The organism is Streptomyces sp. NBC_00691, from assembly GCF_036226665.1.
Taxonomy (GTDB): Bacteria; Actinomycetota; Actinomycetes; order Streptomycetales; family Streptomycetaceae; genus Streptomyces.
The window spans coordinates 6,287,566-6,310,852 of record NZ_CP109007.1 but is presented as its reverse complement, the minus strand read 5'-3'; the positions used below and the strand labels follow the sequence as shown (position 1 = coordinate 6,310,852).

The window sequence follows — 23,287 nt, the reverse complement described above, 5'->3', positions numbered from 1 at the left end:
TTTTCCCCGCCGCCGGTCCCTGCGGTGGGGCGGCGCCGGGCTCAGCGCCCGTCCCCGCCGGCCACCAGGGACGAGCCCAGGGCGGCGATCGTCGTCGGGCCGACCCGGCAGCAGCCGCCGATGAGCCGGGCGCCGGACGCGGCCCAGTCGGCGGCCCTGGCCGGGTCGAGGGCGCTGTCGCCGCGCCAGCCTCGCGCGCGGGCGTCCCACCGTTCCCCGCTGTTGGGGTAGACCACGGCCGGCTTCCCGGTCACGGCGACGGCGAGCTCCGCGGCGGGCCCCGCCTCCGCCGGGTCGCAGCAGTTGACCCCGACGGCGACGACCCCGTCGTTCCCCCCGGCGACCGCGAAGGCCTCCGCCAGGTCCTGCCCGGCCCGGGTCCGCCCACCCTCGACCGTGTACGAGAGCCATACCGGCACCCCGCATCCCTCGACCGCCCGCAGCAGCGCCTCCGCCTCCACCACGTCCGGCACGGTCTCCAGGGCCAGCACGTCCGGCTCCGCCGCCACCAGCGCCTCGATCCGGGGCCGGTGGAAGGCCTCCAGTTCCCGCACGGACAGCCCGTACCGTCCCCGGTACTCGCTCCCGTCCGCGAGCATCGCGCCGTACGGCCCGACGGACCCGGCGACCCACACCTCCTCCCCCGCCCCCGCCGCCGCGGCCCGGGCGAGCTCGACGCTCCGCGCGAGCAGCCGCGCCGCCTCCTCCCGGCCCACGCCCCGCCGGGCGAAGCCCTCGAAGGTGGCCTGGTAGCTGGAGGTGATGAGCACCCGCGCACCGGCCCGTACGTACGCCGCGTGGGCCGCCTCGATCTGCTCGGGGCCGTCGGCCAGTAGCCGCGCGGACCAGAGCGCGTCCGAGAGGTCGCAGCCCTGCGCCTCCAGCTGGTTGGACAGCCCGCCGTCGAGGACGAGGGCCCCCGCTCCGAGGGCTTCGGCGAGCGTACGGACCGGTCTCATCGGATCTCCCCGCTCATCCCAGCTGCGACTGGACCCGCGCCGAGATCAGCTCCAGGTGGTCCAGGTCGTCCAGGTCGAGGACCTGGAGGTAGACCCGGGAGGATCCGATCGCCGCGTACCGCCCGATCTTGTCCACGACCTCGGCGGGCGAACCCGCCAGTCCGTTCGCCTTCAGCTCGTCCACGTCCCGCCCGATGGCGGCCGCCCGACGGGCGACCTCGGCGTCGTCCTTGCCGACACAGACGACCAGGGCGTTGGAGTACACCAGGTCGTCGGGTGCCCGCCCGGCCTGCTCGGCCGCTGCCCGGACCCGGCCGAACTGCCGCTCGCTGTCCTCGATAGAGGCGAACGGGATGTTGAACTCGTCCGCGTACCGCGCGGCCAGCCGCGGCGTACGGCTCGCGCCGTGGCCGCCGATCAGGACCGGGATCCTGTCCTGCGCGGGTTTCGGCAGCGCCGGGGAGTCACCGAGCCGGTAGAACTCCCCCTCGTAGGTGAAGGTCTTGCCGACCTCGGTCTCCCACAGACCGGTGACGATCGCCAGCTGCTCCTCCAGCCGGCCGAACCTCTCCTTCGGGAACGGGATGCCGTAGGCCTTGTGCTCCTCCTCGAACCAACCCGCCCCGAGACCGAGTTCGACCCGCCCGCCGGACATCCGGTCCACCTGGGCGACCTGGATGGCGAGCACACCGGGGAGCCGGAAGGTCCCGGCCGTCATCAGGGTGCCGAGGCGGATCCGCTTGGTCTCCCGGGCGAGCCCGGCCAGGGTGATCCAGGCGTCGGTCGGTCCGGGCAGCCCGTCGGCGGAGCCCATGCTGAGGTAGTGGTCGGAACGGAAGAAGGCGTCGAATCCGAGCTCCTCGGTGGCCCGGGCCACCGTGAGGAGGGTGTCGTAGTCGGCCCCCTGCTGGGGTTCGGTGAAGATACGGAGATCCATGCCTCCATCCTGCACCGTGAGGTGCGTGTCAACCTCTCCGTCAGCTCCTCGCGTGCCCCGGCTCTGTCGGGTGAATATCCGGCCCTGCGGCGGGCTGCGTCCGCCCCGGCCAGTGACCGGGGCCCGGCACCCGTCGTTGGCTCGTGCGGAGCCGGACCGCCCGGCCCGCGTGCCGGCGGCCGCTGCCGGTGCGTCGCTCTCTCTCGTGGTCCCGCCCTCGGCGGCGGGGTCCGGGCCGAGGAGGCCCCCATGTCCCAGGAAGCCGCGCCGGAGCAGGCCGTGCCCGAGCGGTCGGCGCCGCCGTCCGTGCCCGAGCAGAAGGGCGCCGGCGCCCCCAAGGGCCTGCTCCAGCAGATGGAGGAACTGATGGCGGCGCTCTCGGCCGACCTCAACCAGCTGGACGCCGACCTGCAGTCCACGTCCGACCGTCTCGTTCCGGACCGGGCTCCCGACGACCAGCCCGATCCCCACCAGCCCCAGCTCTAGGGCCTGCAGCCGGAGCCCTCCTCCCGTCGGCCCCGCCCCGCCCCGCCCCGAACAGGCCGAGCACCGGGATCGCGAGCCCGAGCAGGGCAGGCCCCACCGGCCCCGCCTCCGCGCGGACCGCACCCCGGGAACAAGGAACCGCGCGGACCGCGCCGTACGCCGTTCATCACCGGCCCCGTCCGGGCCCCGCGCGGCCCCGGGCGGCGTCGGGCGGGCGGGCCCGCTCTCCGTCCCGCACGGCGAGGCGCCGCAGCATCCCGCGGACCCGGTCGCTCGACTCGTCGGCGGCGTCGATGGCCTCGATGCACTGCCAGTAGAGCCCTTCGTCGTCGGTGGCGCAGGCCACGCCCACCAGCGCGATGCCCACCTCCCCGAGCAGCTCCCCGAGCGCGGTCAACGCCCCGCGCGGGTCCGCCACCTCGGACAACCTGGCCGCACGCGGCCCACCGGCACCCCAGGCCGGGTACTCCCCGATCTCGCTCAACCCCCGTGCCTCGCCGCGCAGTTCCTGCGGCCCGCAGAGCGCGAGGAGATTCCCTATGGCCTGGGCGAGCGCCTGCGCCTGCCAGGCCTCCGCCACGATGTCCTGTGCCGATCCGCTCTCCGCCAGCGCGTGCCGGCCAAGCGCGACGAGTCGTTCCGCTTCCATCAACGCCGCCCCCGTTCGTACGACTTATCTACCCACTCACTCCACTACCCAGAGTGAGGCGGCCTGAGCCCCAACACCAGGGGAATTCGGAAATCTGTGGACAGGAGGCCTGACGGGGAGAAGTCGATCACTCCGAAGAGTGACGATCTCTGCTCGGATCTCCTTCCTCACCCCCTTCCCGCCGCTTCCCGCCCCGCTTCCGGACGGGAAAACGGACCTCGTTCCGGTCGATCTTGGCCGCGAGCGCGGTCAGTGGATCGACCCCGAGCACTTCGCAGAACTGGAGAAGGTAGGCGAGCACGTCCGCCACCTCGTCGGCGACCCGGTGCGCCGATTCCGGGTCGTCCATCACCCGCTCCGCCTGCTCGGGCGTCAACCACTGGAAGATCTCCAGGAGTTCGGCCGCCTCCACGCTGAGCGCCGCCGCCAGGTTCTTGGGCGTGTGGTAGGGCCGCCAGTCGCGGGCGGCCGCGAACTCGGCCAGCCTGCGCTGCAGTCCCGCTACGTCGTTGTCCGTCACACGCTCAGGTCTACCACCCGGCACGTATCCGGCTCGGGTCCAGCACCGCCCCCACCGCGGATCACCACCGTCACCCGCCCACGGCCGTCACCCGCCCAGGTCCACCACCGTCACCCCGGGCGTCCGGTGTGCCTGTGCCGCCGCCCGCGCCCCGACCGTGGCGGCGACCCGGATGTGCCCGTCGGCGGCGATGCCCGCGGCGAGCCCGAGCAGTTCGCCGACCTGCCGGTCGTCGAGCGAGCGGTCGAGACCGTCGGCGAGCAGGGTGAGGGACTGCATGGCCTCGGGCACCTCGGCGATCCGGTCCATCGCGAGGACGCCGGGCCCGGTGAGCAGGGTCAGCGCGAGGGCGAGGTAGCGCAATTCGCCGTCCCCGAGCCGCGCGAGCGGGGTCGCGGGCCTGCCGCCCCGTTCGAGTACGGCCCGGACGGTTCCCTCCGGGAGTTCCCGCACCCCGAGCCCGGTGACGGGTCCCCCGCAGCCCGCCGCGGCCATGGCCGCGAGGCGCTGGTGGCGGCGCGGGCAGTCCGTGTGGGTCCGGTGCAGGACCTCGGCGAGATTGCCGCAGTCGCGCCGCAGCCGCCCCTCCCCCGTCGGCACGGGCGCCCGCATCCGCTCGGGCCGGGGGTCGCAGGCGAAGGCGGACCGCAGTCCGACGACCACCTGCTCGGCGGCGGCCAGGACCTCCAGTTGCCCGGGGGTCTTGCCCGCGACGCGCAGCGGCAGCAGGGCCGTACCGAGGAGGTCGTCGGGGAAGGGGGCCCGGGTGACGGGCGTGCTGCCGGCGGTGTGCCATTCGGCCTGGACGGTGGGGCGGCCCGGGTCGCGCAGCGCGGTGGCGAGGAGGGTGCGGCCCCGGCCGGTGAGCCGTTCGCCGACGATACGGAGCCGGGGTTCGGCCTGCACGGCGAGGTCCAGATGGACGGGCCCCTCGGGTCCGTCGACCGTGCACCCGATGCGGAAGCCGCGCCGTCCCTGGGCGTCGGGCCGGGCGCGCTCGGGGACGCAGTCGGCGGCGTCGGGGAACACCTCGCCAAGGGTGTCACCCGCGCCGAGCCGGGCCAGGGCCTCGTACGCGCGCAGGGTGGTGGACTTTCCGCTGCCGCTGGGACCGGTGAAGAGGGTGACCTGCCCCAGGGCGTGCGCGGCGGATCGGTGACCGGCGAAGGCGGACAACCGCAGCTCGGTGACGGCGGGCCGCGCCCGGAGTCCCCCGCCGCCTCCCCCGCCGGCGGCCCCCTTCCCGGCCCTCCGCCCGGCCCCGCCCTGGGACGGCAACCGGGGCACGGCCTCCGCGGAGGGAGTCCCCGCGGAGGAGCCGACGGTGGAAGTGCCCACGGTGGCAGGCCTCACGGGGGACGTCCCCGCGGAGGGAGACCCGGCAGAGGCAGCACCGGCGGTGGAGGTCCCGGTGGAGCGAGCCGCCACCGCGGAGGACGCGGCGGTGGACGGTGCTCTCAGGGACGGAGCGCCGGAGGAAGGGGCAGCCGTGGAGGAGGGGTCGTCGAGCGTGAAGCCACCGGTGAGGTCCATGCCCGGACCGTACGCAGTCCATTCCCTGACGAACCGTTACGGCTAGATGACCTTCCTACGATCGGGGGACGCCGGCGGCCCGGCCGCCCACGACACCCTCCTCGTCCTCGCCCTCCGCGCCCTCGACCTCCGTACCGGCCGGGGCGAGGAGAAAGACGTTCCGGTCGACGCGGTGCATCCCGCTGCCGAGACCGAAGACCACACCGCTGCTGAAGTCGAGGATGCGCTTGGCGACCTCGGTGTCGGCGCTCGTCAGATCGAGGAGCACCGGGATCTGGGCGATGAGGTAGTCGGCGACCTCGCGGGCGTCGGCGAACACCTGCACGCGGAGCACGACCATACGGCGCTGCTCGGCGGATTCGTACTGCTCGGGGATCGTGCGGTGGTCGACCCTGGACGGCCATTCGTCACGGCCGCGCAGGGGCACGACCTGGGCGAGGCCCTCCCACTGCTCGTCGGTGACGTCGTACCTCTCGTACCTACTCATGGACACATCCTCCCGCTCCTCACCCGTTCGGCCCAACAACGACACGAGGTCAAGGCGCGGTGGCGGTGCCGGGCCCCTTCACTCGCGGGACCAGGCCCTTCTAGGTCATGGACCGGCCTAGATCGGAGCTAGCGTCGTCAGCACGTCGAGGCACTCGCATCCCAGGAGGCAGCCGCATGTCCGCCCACCCCGTTCCCCAGGGTTATCACACCGTGACGCCATGGATCATCTCGCGCGACTCCCTGCGGCTCATCGACTTCCTGAAGCGGGCCTTCGGCGCGGAGGAGCTCTCGTGCCTGACCGGCGAGGACGGGAGCGTCCAGCACGCGGAGGTCCGGATCGGCGACTCGGTGGTGATGATGTTCGACTCCCGACCGGAGTGGCCGGCGACCCCCGGCTTCCTCCGTCTGTACGTGGACGACGCCGACGCCGCGCACCGGCGGGCCGTCGCGGCCGGCGGCACGTCGGTCACCGAGGTCACGCATCTGTTCTTCGGCGACCGGGTCGGGCGCGTGCGCGACCCGCTGGGCAATCTGTACTGGATCCACACCCGCGTGGAGGAGGTGAGCCCGGAGGAGATGGAACGCCGTCTCGGTGAGCCGGAGTTCGTCAAGGCCATGGAGTACGTCCAGAGCGCCGACTTCTTCCCGGGCCGGGACTGACGCCGGGGAAGACGTCCAGGCCGCGCCGGCCGTTGTCGGCCGGCCGCCGGGACGGCTCGCGGTGAAACCCGGTGTATCCGGCTCTCGCCGTCGAGGCGAGGCGTCACTTCCCGGCGGGACAGGACGGCCGGGACCGGATCCGGACTACGGAGCAGCCGGTTTCGGGAGCGCTTCGCGCAGACGGTCGAGGAGCGCCCGGGCCGCGGGGCTCGCGGGGCCGGTGGCCTGCCAGGCGAGTGCGAGACGGCCGCGCATCTCGGGTTCGACGATCCGCAGGGTGCGGAGCCGGTCGCCGGGGCGCGACTCGCCCTCTCCGGCCGGCAGCACGGCGACGCCGAGGCCCCGTGCGGCGAGCCGCGCCAGCACGTCCGGTGCGGCCGCCTCGAAGGTGACCCGGGGCCGGAACCCCGCCTGTCCGCAGCCCCGTTCGAGTGCCGCGCGCACCCCGGTGCCGCGCGGGAGGCAGATCAGCGGCCGGTCGCGCAGCTCGGCGAGCGGGACGGTCGTGCCGTCGAAGCGGTCGAGCAGCGGATCGCCGGTCGCGACCACGGCGACCAGGGGGAGGTCCATCACCAGCTGGAAGGCCGCTCCCGGTGGTGGCGCCTCCACCGCGGTCCCGAGGAGGGCGATGTCGAGTTCACCGGCCAGGAGCGCGGCCCGCATCCGTTCCGTGGTGTCCTCGGTGAGCGCCACCTCCACCGCCGGGTGGTCCTCGTGGAAGTCGGCGAGGAAGCCGGCGATGTCGAAGGCGTGCGCGGTGGCGCCGGAGACGAGACCGAGCGTGACGCGACCGCGCAGCAGTCCCGTGTACGCGTCCACCGTCTGCCGCACCGCGTCCGCGGCGGCCAGTGCGGCGCGGGCGTAGGGCAGGACGGCCCGGCCCACCTCGGTCGGCGTGACCGAACGGCCGGAGCGGTCGAGCAGGGGCTGCCCCAACTCCTTCTCCAGCTGCCGGATCTGGGCACTGAGGCCCGGCTGGGCCAGATGCAGCCGGGCCGCGGCCCGGGTGAAGCCGCCCTCGTCCACCACGGAGACGAGGTAGCGCAGCTGACGAAGCTCCATAAGCGTTGATTCTAGAGCGCAGCAGAACCATCTATTGGCGTTATGGCCGCGCGCACCGCAGGGTGGGTGCCATGGAGAAAGCGACTGCCCGCACGGGGAACAGCAGCGAGGTCAGGGCCGCGATCGCGGCCGAACGCCGGGAGCTGGCGGACCTGTTCGACGGCCTGTCGGCCGAGCAGTGGAACGAGCCGAGTCTGTGCGCGGGTTGGCGGGTCCGCGAGGTCGCGGCGCACATGTCGATGGGGTTCCGGCTCTCCCTGCCCGCGACGCTCGGCGCGTTGGTCAGGGCGCGCGGGAACCTCCACCGCATGACCGACCGGGTCGCGCGCGGGGACGCGGCCGCTCATTCCCCCACCGCGCTCGCCGCGTTCCTGAGGGACAACGCCGATCATCCGTGGACACCTCCCGTCGGCGGGATCGCGGCGGCGCTCGGCCACGACGTGGTGCACGGCCTGGACGTCACCGTCGCCCTCGGCATCGAACGGCGGGTCCCCGAGGAGCGGCTGCGGGTCCTGCTGGACCAGATCCGGCCCAGCGGCCTGAGGTTCTTCGGCGCCGATCTCGACGCGGTGCGGTTGTGCGCCGAGGACCTCGACTGGTCGTACGGCTCGGGCAGTCCCCTGTACGGGACCGCCCAGGACCTCCTGCTGCTGGCCTACGGCCGCAGGCTTCCGGCCGGGCGACTCCGGGGGGAGCCGAGCGGCCGCTTCACCCGCCCTGCCGACGACGTCTGATCCGCTGGATCCCGCCGCCGCCACGGCATCGCCGGCCCTACCCCCGCCGCCCCACCGGTTCGTCGCGGGCCTCGGCCCACAGCGACCGTACGTGCCCGAGGTGACGCCGCATGCACGCCTCGGCGCCCCGCGCGTCGCCTGCGATCATCAGGTCGAGGAGTTCGATGTGCTCCTCGGCGGAGGAGACGAGCTTGCCTGCCTCGTCCAGACCGGTCAGCCCGTAGAGCCGGGAACGCTTGCGCAGCTCCCCCACGGTCTCCACCAGCCGGTCGTTGCCCGAGAGCGCGAGCAGCGCGAGGTGGAAGCGGCGGTCCGCCTCCAGATAGCCGACGAGGTCGTGCTCCCGGGCGCGCGAGACGATCTCCTCGGCGATCGGACGCAGTGCTTCCAGCCCCTCCCGGTCGGCCTTCCTCGTGATGTGGCCGATGGTGGGCACCTCGATGAGGGTGCGCAGTTCGGTGTACTGGTCGAGGTCCCGCTCGCTGACCTCGGTGATACGGAATCCCTTGTTGCGTACGGGTTCGACGAGGCCCTCCCGGGCCAGGTCGAGCATGGCCTCGCGGACCGGGGTCGCGGAGACGCCGAGGTCGCTCGCGAGTCCGGGGGCCGAGTAGACCTGGCCGGGGCGCAGCTCGCCGGCGATCAGGGCCGCGCGGAGGGCGTGCCCGACCTGGTCGCGGAGCCGTTCCTGGGCCCTGACGAGGCCGTACTGTTTCAGGTCACCCATCGTGCGTCCTCCGAGAAGTCACGGGCGAGCATCGTACAATGTCACGTTTCTCCTGCCGTGACGCGAGAGTCTCGGGATTCCGGAAGCCTCCGCCGCGAGGCCGCCTCTCGTACCAGACGAGGTCGTGGGGGGGGATCCACCGGGCACCCCCCTGAGAAGCCTCTGGGGCCGACCCGCATCATCGAACGCATGCTCGCTCCGTCCGTTTCCGTGCTCGCCCTGGCAGTGGTGCTGATCTGCGCCGTCGTCCGTCCGTTCCGCCTGCCCGAGGCGGTGTTCGCCGTGCCCGCCGCCGGGGCCGTGCTCGCCGTGGGCGCGCTCACGCCCGAAGCCGTACGCGAGGAGGCGGAGCGGCTGGGACCGGTGATCGGCTTCCTGGCGGCCGTCCTCGTCCTCGCGAAGCTCTGCGACGACGAAGGACTCTTCCACGCCTGCGGCTCCTGGATGGCCCGCTGGTCCCGCCGGCGCCCGCAGCGGCTGCTCGGCGCCGTCTTCGCCCTCGCCTCGCTGATCACCGCGGTCCTGAGCCTGGACGCGACGGTCGTCCTGCTCACCCCGGTGGTGTTCGCGACGGCCACGCGGATGGGGGCCCGGCCCGGGCCCCACGCCTACGCGAGCGCCCATCTGTCCAACACGGCCTCGCTGCTCCTGCCGGTCTCGAACCTCACGAACCTGCTGGCGTTCACGGCCACCGGGCTCGGCTTCACCCGGTTCGCGCTCCTGATGCTGCTCCCGTGGCTCGTCGCGATCGCCGTCGAGTACGGCGTCTTCCGGCGCTTCTTCGCGCGCGACCTGGCCGCCCCGGCCTCCCCCACGACCCCCCCGGCGCCCGTGGCCGTCCCACTGTTCGCCCTGCTCACCGTGGCCGGGACCCTGGGCGGCTTCGCCCTCGCCTCGGCGACCGGTGTGGACCCGGCGTGGGCGGCCGCGGCGGGCGCCGGCGTGCTCGCCGTACGGGCCCTGATCCGCCGCGGCACCACCCCGCGCGCGCTCGTGGGCTCGGCGGCGCTGCCGTTCCTCGCGTTCGTGCTGGCGCTGGGGATCGTCGTCCGGGCCGTCGTCGAGAACGGGCTCGGCACCGCCCTGGCCCATGTCCTGCCCGACGGCACCACGCTCCCGGCCCTGCTGGGCTTCGCCGCCGTGGCCGCGATCCTGGCCAACCTCATCAACAACCTCCCGGCGACCCTGGCCCTGGTCCCGCTCGCGGCGGCCTCGGGACCCGGCGCGGTGCTCGCCGTGCTGCTGGGGGTGAACATCGGCCCGAACCTCACGTACGCCGGCTCCCTCGCCACCCTCCTCTGGCGCCGCATCGCCCACGAGCACGACCACCCCGTCGCCCTCGGAGAGTTCACCCGCCTCGGACTCCTGACGGTCCCGGCCACCCTCGTCGCCTCGACGGTCGCGCTGTGGGCCTCCCTCCAGCTCCTCGGCGTGTGACGGTCCCCGGGAACTCCGCGCCCCACTGCTACGTTCTACAAGACCGTAGAAGTAATCGACGTCTGGAGTGCTCATGGCCCTGTGGGACCGCATCAAGGAATCCGCATCGACGATGCAGACCCAGCTGGTGGCGAGGAAGAACGACCTGAAGAGCGGCGCGTTCCGGGACGCGAGCATGGCCATGTGCGCGCTGGTCGCCGCCGCCGACGGGACGATCGACCCCGCCGAGCGCCGCCGGGTCGCCCAGCTCATCTCGACCAACGAGGTCCTGCAGAACTTCGACGCGCTCGACCTCCAGCGCCGTTTCGACGACAACCTGGACAAGCTGACGGCCGACTTCGACTTCGGCAAGGTGAGCGTGCTCCAGGAGATCGCCAAGGCGAAGAAGAAGCCGGCCGAGGCGCGCGCCGTCATCCAGATCGGCATCGTCATCGGCGGCGCCGACGGCGACTTCGACAAGACGGAGCAGGCCGTGGTCCGCGAGGCCTGCTTCACCCTGGACCTGCCGCCGCACGAGTTCGACCTCTAGGGCCTGCCGTTCCCCTCCGGGTCTCGCCCGACCGGCGGGCTCCGGAAGGGACGACCCGGTCGGCGGCTACATCGGTGAGGCGGCCCCGCGCAGCACCAGGAAGAGCATGACCGCCGAGTTCGCCGAGGACAGGGCCGACACGGTCACACCGAAGGCGGCGCACCAGGCGGCGAGGCCCACGGCCGTGCCGGCCGGCGGCCAGGCACGGGCCGCCGGAGCCGGGCGCATGAGAGCCGCGACCCGACGGGGCACCGGACCGGCGTCCCCGCCCGTCAGTGCGGGGAGGGTGGCGGCCGGGGCGCGTGGAGCGAGCAGGGCCGCCTTGCCGATCGCGCGGGCGACGGAGCGGCGGCTGCCGACCTCGGCGGCCGCCTCCTCGTCGGCCCAGCGTTCGGCGGTGTAGGAGACGGCGGTCCGCAGCGGCCGCAGGAACGGGTTGGCGCGCGCCGCGAGATGGACCGTCAGGAGGTGCCGGTGGTGACGCGCTGCCAGATGGGCCCGCTCGTGGGCGAAGAGCGCACGCCTTTCGGCGGGGGCGAGGCCCGCGAGCATCCCGGTGCTGACCACGACCCGCCCGTGGCCGTGCGGCTGCGCCCTCCTTCCGGGGCCCCGCGCCCCGCCCCGCACCCGGCCGCCGGGCACGGCGTACGCGTACGGCGTGCGGTCCGGCAGCACCGCGACGGGCGTCGGCGGCAGCCCGCCGAGCGCCGCCACGACCCGGCGGCGTACCCGCAGCTGACGCCAGGCCGCCGCCCCGCACGAGAGCAGGACGGCCAGCAGCGCCGGGATGGCCGCCCGGCCGGCGATCTCGTCGTACGGGAGGGCCGCACGCACATCGGGATCCGACCAGCTGTCGGGGAGCGGATTGCCGGGGAGCTGCGCGGTGCCCACGATCATCAGCAGCCCCAGACAGAGGGTGCTGCACACGGCGGAGACACCGGCGACGGCGGCCAGCAGCCGCGTCGCGGTACGGGGGTGGAGCCGCTGCTCGGCGAGGCGGGCGACCGGCCAGGCGGTGAGCGGAAGGACCAGGGGAAGGAAGACGAAGACTCCCATGGCGGCTAGCCTTCCTCCTCCTCGGCGGCCTTGGCGAGCAGTTCACGAAGGAGTCGCTCTTCGTTCGACGAGAGGCCGGTGACGAAACTGGCGAGGACCGCCTGGCGGTCCGCCTCCGCGTCGAGCACCTTCCGCATCCGCAGCGCGGCGAGCCCGGCCTCGTCGGCGACCGCCGTCCACCGGAAGGAACGGCCGGCGCGCTCGCGCTCGACGGCGCCCTTCGCCCGGAGGCGGGTGAGGATGGTGATGACGGTGGTGTACGCGAGACCGCCGCCGAGGCGTTCCCGCACCCACGCCACGGGCACGGGCTCGGACGCCTCCCGCAGCACGGCGAGCACCTGGGACTCCAGTTCGCCCTGCCCGCGCCTGCGCGCGGAGGGTTCCGCTCCGCCCTCGCTCCGGTCCGACACGACACCCTCCTCCACCGAAGAACAGCAGCCCATCGTACTGAACGGTCTGGCCGCTCAGGAGAATCGACGGGCGCCGGCAGCCATGTCCGGTCCAGGCTCACACGCGGTCGGAGGCGGACCCGGACTCGGGTACGCGCACGGGCTCGGGTCCCGTCCCCGGCTCCCTTACGGTCCTGCCCTCCGAGGCCGACGGCTTCGGCCGTCGGCGTCCGAGGAGGTACGCGGCGACCGGCTCCGTGTAGCGGGCCGTCAGCGGCCCGATCACCACCAGGACGAGCACGTACGCCGTGGCGAAGGGCCCCAGCTGGGGCTGCACCCCGGCGGTGACGGCGAGTCCCGCGATGACGATGGAGAACTCGCCGCGCGCCACCAGCGTGCCGCCCGCCCGCCAGCGCCCCTTGACCCCGATGCCCGCGCGGCGCGCGGCCCAGTACCCGGTCGCGATCTTGGTGAGCGCGGTGACGACGGCCAGGGCGAACGCCGGAAGGATCACCGGCGGGATGCTGGCGGGGTCGGTGTGCAGTCCGAAGAAGACGAAGAACACCGCCGCGAAGAGGTCGCGCAGGGGGCTCAGCAGGGCGTGGGCTCCGTCGGCGACCTCCCCGGAGAGGGCGATGCCCACGAGGAACGCGCCGACGGCCGCGGAGACCTGCAGCTGCTGGGCGACTCCGGCCACGAGCAGCGTCAGGCCGAGGACGACGAGGAGCAGCTTCTCCGGATCGTCGCTGGAGACGAACCGTGAGATCAGCCGCCCGTAGCGGACGGCGACGAACAGGACGGCGCCGGCCACGCCCAGGGCGATGGCGAGGGTGGCGCTGCCGGCCGCGAGCCCGACCCCGGCGAGCAGGGCCGTGATGATGGGGAGGTAGACGGCCATCGCGAGGTCCTCGAGGACCAGGATGCTGAGGATGACGGGTGTCTCGCGGTTGCCGAGACGCCCGAGGTCGCCGAGGACCTTGGCGATGACTCCGGACGACGAGATCCAGGTGACGCCCGCCAGGACGACGGCCGCGACCGGCCCCCAGCCGAGGAGCAGCGCGGCGGCGGCGCCGGGCAGTGCGTTGAGCGCGAAGTCGACGAGGCCGGCCGGGTACTGCGTCTTGAGGTTGGAGACCAGGTCGCTCGCCGTGTACTCCAGGCCGAGCATCAGGAGCAGAAGGATCACCCCGATCTCGGCGCCGATGGCGACGAACTCCTCGCTGGTGCCGAGCGGCAGCAGGCCGCCCTTGCCGAAGGCGAGGCCGGCGAGGAGGTAGAGGGGTATCGGGGAGAAGCTGAAGCGGCCGGCGAGCCGCCCGAGCAGGCCGAGACCGAGGATGATGGCGCCGAATTCGATCAGGAAGACCGCGGAATGCACGCCGCCCTCACTCCCGGCCGAGGATCGCGGCGGCCGCGTCGACGCCCTCGCGGGTGCCGATGACGATGAGGGTGTCGCCGCCGGCGAACCGGAAGGCGGGCGTCGGGGACGGTACGGCCCCCGAGCGGCGCAGTACGGCGACGATGGAGGCCCCGGCGTCGGTGCGCATCCGCGTCTCGCCGAGCAGTCGCCCGTTCCAGTACGAGTGGGCGGACAGCTCGATGCGTTCGGCGACCAGCCCCAGGTCGGTGGTGTGCAGGACGTTGGGGCTGTGGTGTGCGGGGAGCAGGGCGTCGATCAGCGAGGCGGTCTCGGCCTCGGTGAGGTGGAGCGACTGCGCGCACGCGTCGGGGTCGTCGCCCCGGTAGACGTTCACGGTCCGGGTTCCGTCGCGGTGCGCGATGACCGACAGCTGGCGGTGCTCCCGGGTGGTGAGGTCGTACTGGACGCCTATGCCGGGCAGGGGTGTCGTTCTCATCCGCGGAGCAGGCAAGGGCCCGTCCCTTCTGTTGTCATGTCAAAGGGTGATCGGATCGTTGGTCGGGGGCCATGGTGCCACTCGGCGGGAGCCCCGGAACATGGGTGTCGGCACGGATGGACAAGCCACCGGAAACTGATCAGGATGAGGCGGGGACATGGATCCCGTCGCAGGTCAGAGGCCCGGAGTGGGCAAAGGGAGAGAGTGGCACAAGTGTCGCTGTACTGGCGCATCTTCCTTCTCGACGCCTCGGTGCTGGTGGTCGCCGTCCTGCTGCTGCTGGGCCCGGTCACCGTCTCCACGCCCGTCCTCCTGGGGGAGGCGGTCGTGCTCGTGGCGGGCCTCGCCGTACTGCTCCTCGCGAACGCGTTCCTGCTGCGGCTCGGTCTGGCGCCGCTCCAGCGCCTCACCCGGGCGATGCGGACGGCGGACCTGCTGAGGCCGGGGCGGCGGGCGGTGGTGACGGGGCGCGGCGAGCTCGCCGACCTGACGCGTACGTACAACACGATGCTCGACCGGCTGGAGGCCGAGCGGGCCGCCAGCACCGCCCGGGTCCTGTCCGCGCAGGAGGAGGAGCGGCGGCGGATCGCGCAGGAGCTGCACGACGAGGTGGGGCAGACCCTCACGGCGGTGCTGCTCCAGTTGAAACACGCCGCGAACCACGCTCCGGAGGAGCTGCGGACCGAACTCCACCAGGCGCAGGAGACGACCCGGACGAGCCTGGACGAGATCCGCCGCATCGCGCGCCGGCTCCGCCCCGGGGTGCTGGAGGAGCTGGGGCTGCACAGCGCGCTCCGGTCGCTGGCCTCGGAGTTCTCGACGCCGGGCCTGACGGTACGGGCCCACATCGAGTCCGGTCTCCCGAAGCTCGACCACGAGACGGAGCTTGTCCTCTACCGCGTGGCGCAGGAGGGCCTCACCAACACGGCCCGCCACGCGGGCGCGACCCGGGTGGATCTGCGGCTGCGCCGGCGGCCCCACGGCGGGGTCGGCCTCCTGGTCAAGGACGACGGCCGGGGGATCGGCCGGGCGCCGGACGGCGCGGGTCTCAGCGGGATGCGGGAACGGGCCCTGCTGATCGGCGCGGAGCTGACGGTCCGCGAAGGCGAAGGCGGCGGTACGGAAGTCCACTTGAGCACACCGAGCGGTAAGGCGATGCCATGACTGCCCCCATGCCCCCCACCGCCCCGGAAACCCCGTCCCCCACCCGGATCCTCCTCGCGGACGACCACGCGCTGGTCCGCGGAGGAGTGCGCCTCATCCTGGACGCGGAGCCGGACCTGACGGTCGTCGGGGAGGCGGCGGACGGCGCGGAAGCCGTGGCCCTGGCCCGCTCCGAGGCCGTCGACCTGGCCGTCCTGGACATCTCGATGCCGCGGATGACCGGCCTCCAGGCGGCCCGTGAACTCAGCCGCCTCCAGCCGGAGCTGAGGATCCTGATCCTCACGATGTACGACAACGAGCAGTACTTCTTCGAGGCCCTGAAGGCCGGTGCGAGCGGCTACGTCCTGAAGTCGGTGGCGGACCGCGACCTGGTGGAGGCCTGCCGGGCGGCGGTCCGCGACGAGCCGTTCATCTACCCGGGCGCGGAGACGGCACTGATCCGCACGTACCTCGACCGCGCCGAGCAGGGCAGGCCCCTGCCGGACAAGGCCGTGACGGAGCGCGAGGAGGAGATCCTCAAGCTGGTCGCGGAGGGCCACAGTTCCAAGGAGATCGGCGACCTCCTCGTCATCAGCCCGAAGACGGTGGAACGCCACCGTGCCAACCTCCTCCAGAAGCTCGGCATGCGGGACCGCCTGGAGCTGACCCGGTACGCGATCCGGGTGGGCCTGATCGAGCCCTAGGGATTGGCGGTCGGGGTGAGGGCGGTCCGGTGCTGGTAGAGGAGGACCGGGGCCGGATCCGGGGGTTCCTCGGCCGGGAAGAAGCGGGCCAGCTCATGACGGCCGCTGATGCGTAACTTCCGGTACGAGTGGGTGAGATGGGACTCGACGTTCCGCAGGCTCACCTGGAGCAGCCGCGCGATGTCGCGGTTGCTCAGACCGCGCGCGGCCAGTTCGGAGACCTGTCGTTCCGTGGGGGTGAGCAGCGACTCCGTCGAGTCCTTGCGGGGGTCGGGGCGGCCGCCCGCGTCCCGCAGCTCCCGCTGCACCGCCTCCACCAGTCCGTCGGCGCCCAGGGAGATGCCGACCTCGTTGGCCCGGTGGAGCAGTTCGCGGGACCTGCGGGGCGTGCCGCTCTGCCGGTGGGCGCGCCCCGCCGCGTACAGGGCGTGGGCGAACAGCAGGGGCGCCGGGGTGGGTTCGAGCAGTTCCACGGCCCGGTCCGCGAGCCGCAGCGCCTCGCGGCCCGAGCTCGCCGCGGCCTCGGCGACCAGGGCCCGGCCCAGCGCGAAGGGGGCGCCCCAGCGATGGGCCAGCGTGGTCTCGTCCTGGGCGGCGCGGCGGGCGGCCGTCACGTTGCGCCGGGCCAGCTGGAGCGCGGCGCGGGTGGAACGCCAGGGCAGGATCGCCGGGTTGACGATCCCGCGCCGGGCCAGCTCCTCCTCGCAGTGGGCGAGCAGCACCAGTCCGCGGCGCGCCTCGCCGAGCCGGCCGAGGGCCCGGCCGGCGCTGTGCAGGAGGTGCAGCCGCCACCAGGTGACCGGCCGGTCGCCGGGCATCGGCGGGGCTTCGTCGAGGAGGGCCCCGGCCGCGGTGATGTCGTCCCGTTCCAGGGCGACGTCGATGAGCACGCTGCGGGCGAGCGGGCCCACGTGGAAGCGGCCGGCGCGGATCCGGTCGAGCAGGCCGAGCGCCTCACGGGCGTCGTCCTCGGCCGGGACCAGCTGACCGCGGTGCAGGTGCACCAGACCGCGTACGGCCAGGGCCTCGGCGATCCGGGTCGTGCTGCCGTCGGCGCGGGCGAGTCCGACCTCGGTGTCGATGTGCCGCCGGGCCTCCTCCACGTCGCCCGCCCACAGTTGGGCCAGCAGTGCCTGGTACCAGCGGGCGGAGCCGTACGGGGCGCGGGGGACGGACAGCAGCCGGTCCGCGATCCGCCGCGCCGCGGCCGCCGAGTCGCCGGTGGCCGTCCGCAGGAGCAGGACCCGCAGCAGGCGGTCCTCCTCGCCGGGGTGACCCCCGTGGCGGGGGTGGTGGGAGTGGTGGCCCGCGTCGCCGTGGGTGCCGCCGTCGTGGAACCGTATCTGCGCCATGGCCTCGCGCAGGTGTGCCGCGGCGGCCGGGTCGAGGGTCCCCGCCGTCTCCCGCCGGGCCTCCTCCAGGATCTCCAGCGCGCCCGCGGTGTCGTCCAGGCGCAGCCGGAGGTCGGAGAGCCGCAGCGCGTGCCGGAACCTTTCGGCCGGTGCGGTGACGGTGGAGGTGTGCGCGGTCAGCGCGCGTGCCGCGGCGGGCAGGTCGAGGCCGCTGAGGGCCTGGATCCGCAGGGCTTCCGCGCGGTCCTCGTGGCCTTCCGGCACACCGTGCAGGACGGCCTTCTCGATCAGCCTGCGGGCGCCCGCAGGGTCGTGCTCGACGACGCCCTGGGCGACCTCCATGAGGAGTTGCGCCATCCAGGGCTCGTCCATGCGGTGGGAACGCAGCAGATGGGCGGCGACGTCCTCGCTCGGATCGCCGCGGTGGCGCATCCTGCGGGCGGCGAGCCGGTGCAGTTCGGCGCGCTCGGCGCACGGGATGTCCTGGTAGAGCAGCCCCGCGAGGAGGGGGTGGCGGAACTTCATGTCATGGGGGCAGAGCAGTCCGGATTCCGTGAGTCTGCTGATACATCGACACGCGTCCTCGGTGGGAACGCCGCAGAGGTCGGCGAGGAGGGCGGCGTCGACCGGCCCGCACAGGATGCTGGCGGCGCGGGCGATCTCCAGTCCGTACGGGTCGATCCTCCGGAGCATGCACAGGATGCGCTCCTTGACGGCCTGGAGCCCCAGTCGCTCGTCGGGCGGGTCGCCCGGCGCCAGCCCGGCGCGCGCCGCGCCGGGGTCCGCGAGGGAAGCGCCGGGGCGGCGGGGATATCCGGGAGAGGTGGGGAACCGGTGGTGTCCGGGTGGCGCGGAACGACCGGGCGGACCCGGCAGACCGGAGGCGCCGGGCAGTCCCGGCAGCCCCCCGATGTGTCCTGTGCCCGCGGCGACGAGGGGCGCGGAGCGGCCCGTCGGGCCCGTCCGTATCTGCTCGGTGAGCAGATACGGGTTCCCGCCGGTCCCGGCGACCAGCGCGTCGACGGCCTCGTGACCGTGGCCGTGGCCGCACAGCGAGGTGGCCAGATCGAGCGCCGCGCTCGGGCTGAGGTCGCTCAGATGGATGTGGCGGTCGGGGCGCAGGCCCTCCATGAACTCGACCAGAAGGTGCTGGTCGCTGGCGGGTTCGCCGCAGCGCTTGGTGGCCAGCAGGACGACGGGCAGGTTCTCCAGACGGCGGCTCAGGAAGCCCAGCCACAACAGCGACGGGCAGTCGACGTGCTGGACGCTGTCGACGGTCAGCAGGATCGGGGTGCGTCGCGCGGCCCGGCCCACGCTCGCGCACAGCTCCGCGAGGAGCGGGTAGTCGGGCTCGGTCCGGCCGTCACCGTGCGGGGCGCCGTAGGCGGCGAAGGTGCGGTCCCAGTCGTGCGCGGTCTCCGGCAGCGTCCCGAGCAGCTGGTGCACGACCCCGAGGGGGAAGCGCTGCTCGGCCGGGGAGGCGGTGGCGGAGAGGACGATCATGCCCCGGTCGCGGGCCGTCTCCTCGGCCCAGCGCAGCAGCGAGGTCTTGCCGGTGCCGATGATGCCCTCCACCAGGGCGACGGCGCCCGCACCCGCTCTCGCGTCGTCCAATATCTCGATGATGGTCTTCGATTCCTCGCTCCTGCCGAACAGCTCCTTGGGCACCGCCCCACACCTCCCTGCCGAACAGTGGAATGACTCGGACGAGATCGCCACTTCGGCAGGGGGAGGTCATGCGGAAAAGCTGTGGAGCCGGCGCCGTCAAGGCCCTTTTCAGGTCATGGCCCGAACTGTCGCCGTCAAGCTGGAAATGCCTTCTTCAGACGACGTGGAGACCGGTCGAACTCCTCCACGCCGATCCCCCGAACACCGGTGAACGGCCCACACCTCCGAGGATCCCGACGCTAACACGGGGGCCGCGATATTTGTACAGCGGATCTCGTCGCACGGATTCCGAACGTATTCCTTCGGCCATTGCTTCGGTGCTCCCGTATTGAGGTGAATGGGGACCGCACGGGTACGGTCGGCACCGATGTGCGGCGGTGACCAGTGAACGGCCCCGAAAGCGGTTGCCCCGTCCGGTGGTCCACCACCGGCCAATTGGCCAAATCTGATGGAGGGAGCGGTACCCGCGTGTCCGCGATCAGCGAGGAGCTCCGCACCGAACAGTTCGTCATGTCCCTGCGCGGAGTCGTGCCGTACGTGTACGAGCAGGCCTGGCAGTCCGTCCTGGACGGCACTCCCCTGCCCCGCACCGCGCTCCACCGCGGGCCGGACGGCCTGCTGCGCCGCACGCTGCGGCCCGAGGCCCGCTTCCGGCTGCAGACCGTGGACTGGCGGGCCACCCGGGCCGAGGTGCAGGACGCCCGGCTCGCCGAACGCCTGGCCGGGGAGTCCGCCGCCGGGCTCCCCCTCGACCGGGCCCCGTTGATGTGCGCCACCCTCATCCGGCGCTCCGACCGCGACTGGACATTCGCCTGGCGGTACGCCCGCGAGCTGATGGACCGGCGAGCGGGGCTGCGGATCCTGGAGGAGGCCGCGGACGCGTACGCGGTCCTGCTGCGCGGCGGAACCCCGCGGCGCCCGGCCACGACGTCCCGGCCGCGCACGGCCTCACCGGGCACGGCGTCTCCCGGACCGGCCCCGGCGGGCACGGTGTCACCCGTATCGGCGTCGCCGGGCGGGCCCCTGGTCGGCGTACGGATGGTCGGCGTACGGACCCCGGGACCGGTGGCCCGATGACCGGCGACACCTCGGTGCGGCTGTTCTGCCTCCCCTTCGAGGGCGCCTCCGCGGGTGTCTACCTGCCCTGGGCCGAGGCCCTCGGGACCTCGGTGGTCGTCACCCCCGTCGAGCTCCCGGGCCGCGGCCGCCATCCGCGCGGCCGCCCCCGCGGCCGGCTCGAACCGCTGCTCGCGGAGATCATCCCGTACGTGGCCCGCATGCGTGACCGCCCGTTCGCGCTCTACGGGCACGGCTTCGGCGCCCTCCTCGCGTACGAGATCGCCGCCCGTCTGGAGTGGGAGTTCGACGCGGTGGCCGAGCGGCTGTACGTCTCCGGGGCGGGCGTCCCGTACCGGCACGCCCCGGAGCACGCCGTCTCCCAGCTGCCGGACGCCGAGCTGCTGCGCCGGCTCGCCCGGCGGGGCCGGATCCCCCCGGGCGCCCTCGACCCGACGCGGGCATCCCGGGTCCTGCCCGCGCTCCGCGCCGACCTCGCCGTCCTCGAGTCGTACCGGCGCGATCCCCGCCATGTCGTGCACTGCCCGGTCACCGCCATGGGCGGCAGCGAGGACCGGAGTGTCAGCGGGGCCGATCTGGCCGGGTGGCGCCGGTGCACCCGACGGTCCCTGCGGGTGGACAGCTTCCCCGGCGGCCACTACTTCCCGCTGACCGCGCGGTGGGAGCTGCTCGACACCTTCAGCCGGGACCTGATGCGCCCCCGGGTCCGTGCGCCGCGCGCCGTCGGCGGCGCCCGCCCGCCCGCGACGGCCGGTTCGCCTCCCTGCGATCCAGGGGCCGGTCCCGGAACCGGCAACAAGAGTTGTCCGGTGTCCCCGGCGTCCCCATCCTGGCCGGCGGAGGTGACCGTATGACACCCACACAGGGCACCGGAGGCCTCGCCGGTGACGCCCTCGGCGCAGCCGGCGAAGCCGAGCACCGAGACGAGCACGGAGCCGGACCCGCGGCCGGACACGCGGGCGGACACGCGGGCGGACAGGCGAGGAAACCCGCGGGCGGACGGGCCGACGACCGCGGAACCGGAGACGGGTCCGAGGGCGGCCCCGGAGCCGCGTACGAGACGGCGGACGGCGCCGGGCACCCGGCCGAGCAGGAGGCCGAACTGCACGCGGGCTTCCTGGCCGAGGCGGCCCGCTGGCTGCACGGACTGTTCGGCCCCGCGGACCGGGCCACGGCGGCCGTCCGCCGCATCCTCGACGTCGGCAGCGGCCCGGGCGTGGCCGCCCACGCCCTCGCCGACGTCTTCCCGGAGGCCCACGTGCTCGCCGTGGACCGGTCGGACGCCCTGCTCGCCCGGGCCGAGGCCCGGGCCGCCGAGCACGGGCTGGCCGACCGGATCACCACGCAGCGGGCCGAACGGCCCGAGGAGTTCGCCCGGTCGGGCCCCGTCGACCTGATCTGGACCGGGAACGTCTGCCGCCACCTCGGCGACCAGCAGGCAGCCCTGCGGAGCCTGGCCTCCGCTCTGCGGCCCGGCGGGCTGCTCGCCGTCGCCGAGCGGGGCCTGCCGCCGCGCTTCCTGCCCCGGGACATCGGCATCGGCCGGCCCGGCCTCCAGGCCCGCCTGGACGCCGCCGTCGAGGAGCAGGTCACCGCCCGGCGGTCCCGGCTCCCCGGCGCCACCTCCGTCGTCGAGGACTGGCCCTGTCTGCTGGCCTCGGCCGGGCTCGTGCCCGCCGGGACCCGTACGTTCCTCATCGAGTTCCCGGCCCCCCTCGACGTGCCGGTGCGCCGGCACCTCCACACCCGGCTGCACGAGCTGCTCGGCGACCTCGGAGAGCGGCTCGACCTCGTGGACCGGCTCACCGTGGAGCAGCTCCTCGACGGAGACGCCTGCACCGGTGTCCTCTGGCGCCCCGACGCCTTCTATCTGACCGCCGTCACGGTGCACACCGCACGGTTGTGCCGGCCCCACACGCCCGCCTGATTCCGGCCGGTGAATTTGTCACCTTGGCGAAAAGCGGACCCGAAAAGGAAAGAAGAACGAATTAACTAAGGAGATTAGCAGCCCCTGCCGTTCCCGTAATGCCCCCGAAGCGCGTCCCCCTCGCCCTCGGGGGCTTCAGCATGCCCGGAATCCGCGCCCCTTACGCGTTACCTCTCATGCCCTCCGCGATGTCACCCGGCACCCGTAGGGACACCCCCTGCGCAGATTCTTCGGTCAGCCCTACGGTCCCACCGTATTGAGGCCCTCGCCCCCGCACTCCTACGTTCCTTCCCAGAACGGCCGATCCGGAAAGGGACCGATCCGGACGGTAGTCGGGCGAAGGACGGAGGACGCGTGAAGATACGGATTCTCGGCCCGCTGCACGCCGAGACGGACGGAGTTCCCGTCGTCCCGAGCGCGGCGAAGACACGACAGATCCTGGCGCTCCTCGCGCTCCATCCCGGCCGGCCCGTCCCGGTGGCCACCCTCAAGGAGGAACTCTGGGGTCCGCTGCCGCCGTGCAGCGCTCACAGCACCCTGCAGACCTACATCCTGCGGCTGCGACGGTCGCTGGCCGCCGCACTCGGCGGACCCTACGGGTCGGAAGGGACGACCGAGGCGGGTGGGGCGACGACCGGGACGACCGAGGCGGGTGGGACGTCGAACCGGACGACCGAGGCCCGTGGCACGTCGAACCGGACGACCGAGACACAGGGGACGTCGACCGAGACCCGCCGGACCACCGCCCGTGCCACCGGTCCCGCCCGGGCCCGGGATCTGCTGGCCACCGGTCACGACGGCTACCTCCTCCGGATCTCCGAGGAGAACGTCGACGCCTTCGCCTTCCAGCGCGCCGCGCAGGCCGGACACACCGCCTTCGCCGACGGCGACAGCGCCCGCGCCGCCCGGCTGCTCCGCGAGGCCCTCGCCCTGTGGAAGGGACCGGCCCTGGTGGACGTGCGGGCCGGGGCGGCGCTCCGGATCCACGCGGCGCGCCTGGAGGAGAGCCGGCTGCTCGCCACCGAACGCCGGCTGGACGCGGAACTCCGCCTCGGCCTGCACGGCGAACTCCTCGCCGAACTCGTCGAACTGACCCGCCTCCACCCCGCCAACGAACGACTGCACGCCCAGGCGATGGTGGCGTTCTACCGCGCCGGACGGCAGTCCGAGGCCCTCCAGCTGTACCGCGGCCTCAGGCGCCGGCTCGTCGAGGAGCTGGGTCTGGAGCCCGCCCCGCAGCTCCAGCGGCTGCACCAGGCGATGCTCTCGGTCGATCCGCGCCTGGACACCCCGGCCCACGGCGGCCGGCCCACCCCGACCTTCGACCTCTACGCGGCCTGACCGCCGCCCCTACCGCACCCCGGGCCCCACAGGCCCCGGCCCCCACCGCGCG

24 protein-coding genes are annotated in these 23,287 nt (G+C 73.7%); 11 read left to right on the top strand and 13 right to left on the bottom strand.

The features are described from left to right. Positions 1–41: 41 nt before the first annotated feature. Both mmuM and OG392_RS28525 read right to left on the bottom strand, forming a co-directional pair. A complete protein-coding gene (gene mmuM / locus OG392_RS28530; protein ID WP_329284025.1) occupies positions 42–959 on the bottom strand; it encodes a homocysteine S-methyltransferase in 918 nt (305 codons plus the stop codon). A 13-nt stretch (positions 960–972) separates the two neighbouring features. Then, positions 973–1,896: an LLM class F420-dependent oxidoreductase gene (locus tag OG392_RS28525; RefSeq protein ID WP_329284024.1), complete on the bottom strand. Its 924-nt coding sequence runs from the start codon at positions 1,894–1,896 to the stop codon at positions 973–975. A 249-nt stretch (positions 1,897–2,145) separates the two neighbouring features. Between OG392_RS28525 and OG392_RS28520 the strand changes: the two genes are divergently transcribed. After that, positions 2,146–2,382 (top strand): hypothetical protein, encoded by a 237-nt coding sequence (locus OG392_RS28520; RefSeq protein WP_329284023.1) that lies wholly within the window; start codon positions 2,146–2,148, stop codon positions 2,380–2,382. Between the two features lie 166 nt (positions 2,383–2,548). Here the strand turns inward: OG392_RS28520 and OG392_RS28515 are convergent, their stop codons facing one another. From OG392_RS28515 to OG392_RS28500, 4 genes are all read right to left on the bottom strand, one after another. Beyond that, positions 2,549–3,031, bottom strand: coding sequence for a DUF6099 family protein (locus OG392_RS28515; protein ID WP_329284022.1), 483 nt, complete (start codon positions 3,029–3,031; stop codon positions 2,549–2,551). A 127-nt stretch (positions 3,032–3,158) separates the two neighbouring features. Next, entirely contained in the window at positions 3,159–3,551 is a 393-nt protein-coding gene (locus tag OG392_RS28510) for a nucleotide pyrophosphohydrolase (RefSeq protein WP_329284021.1), read from the bottom strand. Positions 3,552–3,638: 87 nt separating this feature from the next. Continuing rightward, positions 3,639–4,889: an ATP-binding protein gene (locus OG392_RS28505; protein WP_443054910.1), complete on the bottom strand. Its 1,251-nt coding sequence runs from the start codon at positions 4,887–4,889 to the stop codon at positions 3,639–3,641. Positions 4,890–5,139: 250 nt separating this feature from the next. After that, positions 5,140–5,571: a cell division protein SepF gene (locus OG392_RS28500; protein ID WP_329284020.1), complete on the bottom strand. Its 432-nt coding sequence runs from the start codon at positions 5,569–5,571 to the stop codon at positions 5,140–5,142. Between the two features lie 176 nt (positions 5,572–5,747). Between OG392_RS28500 and OG392_RS28495 the strand changes: the two genes are divergently transcribed. Further along, positions 5,748–6,233, top strand: coding sequence for a VOC family protein (locus OG392_RS28495; RefSeq protein WP_329284019.1), 486 nt, complete (start codon positions 5,748–5,750; stop codon positions 6,231–6,233). 144 nt (positions 6,234–6,377) lie between these two features. Here OG392_RS28495 and OG392_RS28490 read toward each other — a convergent pair whose 3' ends face one another. After that, complete coding sequence (locus OG392_RS28490; RefSeq protein WP_329284018.1) at positions 6,378–7,295, bottom strand: LysR family transcriptional regulator; 918 nt, start codon at positions 7,293–7,295, stop codon at positions 6,378–6,380. A 71-nt stretch (positions 7,296–7,366) separates the two neighbouring features. Between OG392_RS28490 and OG392_RS28485 the strand changes: the two genes are divergently transcribed. Then, positions 7,367–8,029: a maleylpyruvate isomerase family mycothiol-dependent enzyme gene (locus tag OG392_RS28485; RefSeq protein ID WP_329284017.1), complete on the top strand. Its 663-nt coding sequence runs from the start codon at positions 7,367–7,369 to the stop codon at positions 8,027–8,029. A gap of 37 nt (positions 8,030–8,066) precedes the next feature. On the opposite strand, the gene OG392_RS28480 is transcribed toward OG392_RS28485, so the two are convergent. Further along, a complete protein-coding gene (locus OG392_RS28480) occupies positions 8,067–8,756 on the bottom strand; it encodes a GntR family transcriptional regulator (RefSeq protein ID WP_329284016.1) in 690 nt (229 codons plus the stop codon). Positions 8,757–8,945: 189 nt separating this feature from the next. On the opposite strand from OG392_RS28480, the gene OG392_RS28475 reads away from it, so the two are divergent. Beyond that, complete coding sequence (locus OG392_RS28475) at positions 8,946–10,193, top strand: SLC13 family permease (RefSeq protein ID WP_329284015.1); 1,248 nt, start codon at positions 8,946–8,948, stop codon at positions 10,191–10,193. Positions 10,194–10,266: 73 nt separating this feature from the next. Next, a complete protein-coding gene (locus OG392_RS28470; protein ID WP_329284014.1) occupies positions 10,267–10,722 on the top strand; it encodes a tellurite resistance TerB family protein in 456 nt (151 codons plus the stop codon). A 66-nt stretch (positions 10,723–10,788) separates the two neighbouring features. Here the strand turns inward: OG392_RS28470 and OG392_RS28465 are convergent, their stop codons facing one another. The 4 genes from OG392_RS28465 to OG392_RS28450 form a co-directional block, all read right to left on the bottom strand. Then, positions 10,789–11,778, bottom strand: coding sequence for a M56 family metallopeptidase (locus OG392_RS28465; RefSeq protein WP_329284013.1), 990 nt, complete (start codon positions 11,776–11,778; stop codon positions 10,789–10,791). Positions 11,779–11,783: 5 nt separating this feature from the next. After that, entirely contained in the window at positions 11,784–12,188 is a 405-nt protein-coding gene (locus OG392_RS28460; protein WP_329284011.1) for a BlaI/MecI/CopY family transcriptional regulator, read from the bottom strand. A 97-nt stretch (positions 12,189–12,285) separates the two neighbouring features. Further along, positions 12,286–13,545: a cation:proton antiporter gene (locus OG392_RS28455; RefSeq protein WP_329284009.1), complete on the bottom strand. Its 1,260-nt coding sequence runs from the start codon at positions 13,543–13,545 to the stop codon at positions 12,286–12,288. A 7-nt stretch (positions 13,546–13,552) separates the two neighbouring features. After that, positions 13,553–14,023, bottom strand: a complete 471-nt coding sequence (locus tag OG392_RS28450) for a cation:proton antiporter regulatory subunit (RefSeq protein WP_073906505.1) — start codon at positions 14,021–14,023, stop codon at positions 13,553–13,555. A gap of 213 nt (positions 14,024–14,236) precedes the next feature. Here OG392_RS28450 and OG392_RS28445 point away from each other — a divergent pair, with 213 nt between their 5' ends. Next, the gene (locus OG392_RS28445; protein ID WP_329284008.1) at positions 14,237–15,187 is read left to right on the top strand and encodes a HAMP domain-containing sensor histidine kinase; all 951 of its coding nucleotides are present in this window, start codon (positions 14,237–14,239) and stop codon (positions 15,185–15,187) included. After that, the gene (locus tag OG392_RS28440) at positions 15,184–15,870 is read left to right on the top strand and encodes a response regulator transcription factor (protein ID WP_329284007.1); all 687 of its coding nucleotides are present in this window, start codon (positions 15,184–15,186) and stop codon (positions 15,868–15,870) included. Before OG392_RS28445 ends, OG392_RS28440 begins: the two co-directional genes overlap by 4 nt. Here OG392_RS28440 and OG392_RS28435 read toward each other — a convergent pair. Next, positions 15,867–18,890: a BREX system ATP-binding domain-containing protein gene (locus OG392_RS28435; RefSeq protein ID WP_329284006.1), complete on the bottom strand. Its 3,024-nt coding sequence runs from the start codon at positions 18,888–18,890 to the stop codon at positions 15,867–15,869. The two genes, OG392_RS28440 and OG392_RS28435, sit on opposite strands and share 4 nt — an antisense overlap. Before the next feature lie 468 nt (positions 18,891–19,358). On the opposite strand from OG392_RS28435, the gene OG392_RS28430 reads away from it, so the two are divergent. The 4 genes from OG392_RS28430 to OG392_RS28415 all read left to right on the top strand — a co-directional run bounded on the left by OG392_RS28430 (position 19,359) and on the right by OG392_RS28415 (position 23,235). Next, positions 19,359–19,967, top strand: a complete 609-nt coding sequence (locus tag OG392_RS28430) for a hypothetical protein (RefSeq protein WP_329284005.1) — start codon at positions 19,359–19,361, stop codon at positions 19,965–19,967. Next, on the top strand, positions 19,964–20,821 hold the full coding sequence (locus tag OG392_RS28425) for a thioesterase II family protein (protein WP_329284004.1): 858 nt from the start codon (positions 19,964–19,966) through the stop codon (positions 20,819–20,821). Before OG392_RS28430 ends, OG392_RS28425 begins: the two co-directional genes overlap by 4 nt. Then, on the top strand, positions 20,818–21,894 hold the full coding sequence (locus tag OG392_RS28420) for a class I SAM-dependent methyltransferase (RefSeq protein WP_329284003.1): 1,077 nt from the start codon (positions 20,818–20,820) through the stop codon (positions 21,892–21,894). Before OG392_RS28425 ends, OG392_RS28420 begins: the two co-directional genes overlap by 4 nt. 354 nt (positions 21,895–22,248) lie before the next feature. Beyond that, positions 22,249–23,235 carry an AfsR/SARP family transcriptional regulator gene (locus OG392_RS28415; RefSeq protein WP_329284002.1) on the top strand — a complete coding sequence of 329 codons (987 nt, stop codon included), beginning with the start codon at positions 22,249–22,251 and terminating at the stop codon, positions 23,233–23,235. Positions 23,236–23,287: the final 52 nt, after the last annotated feature.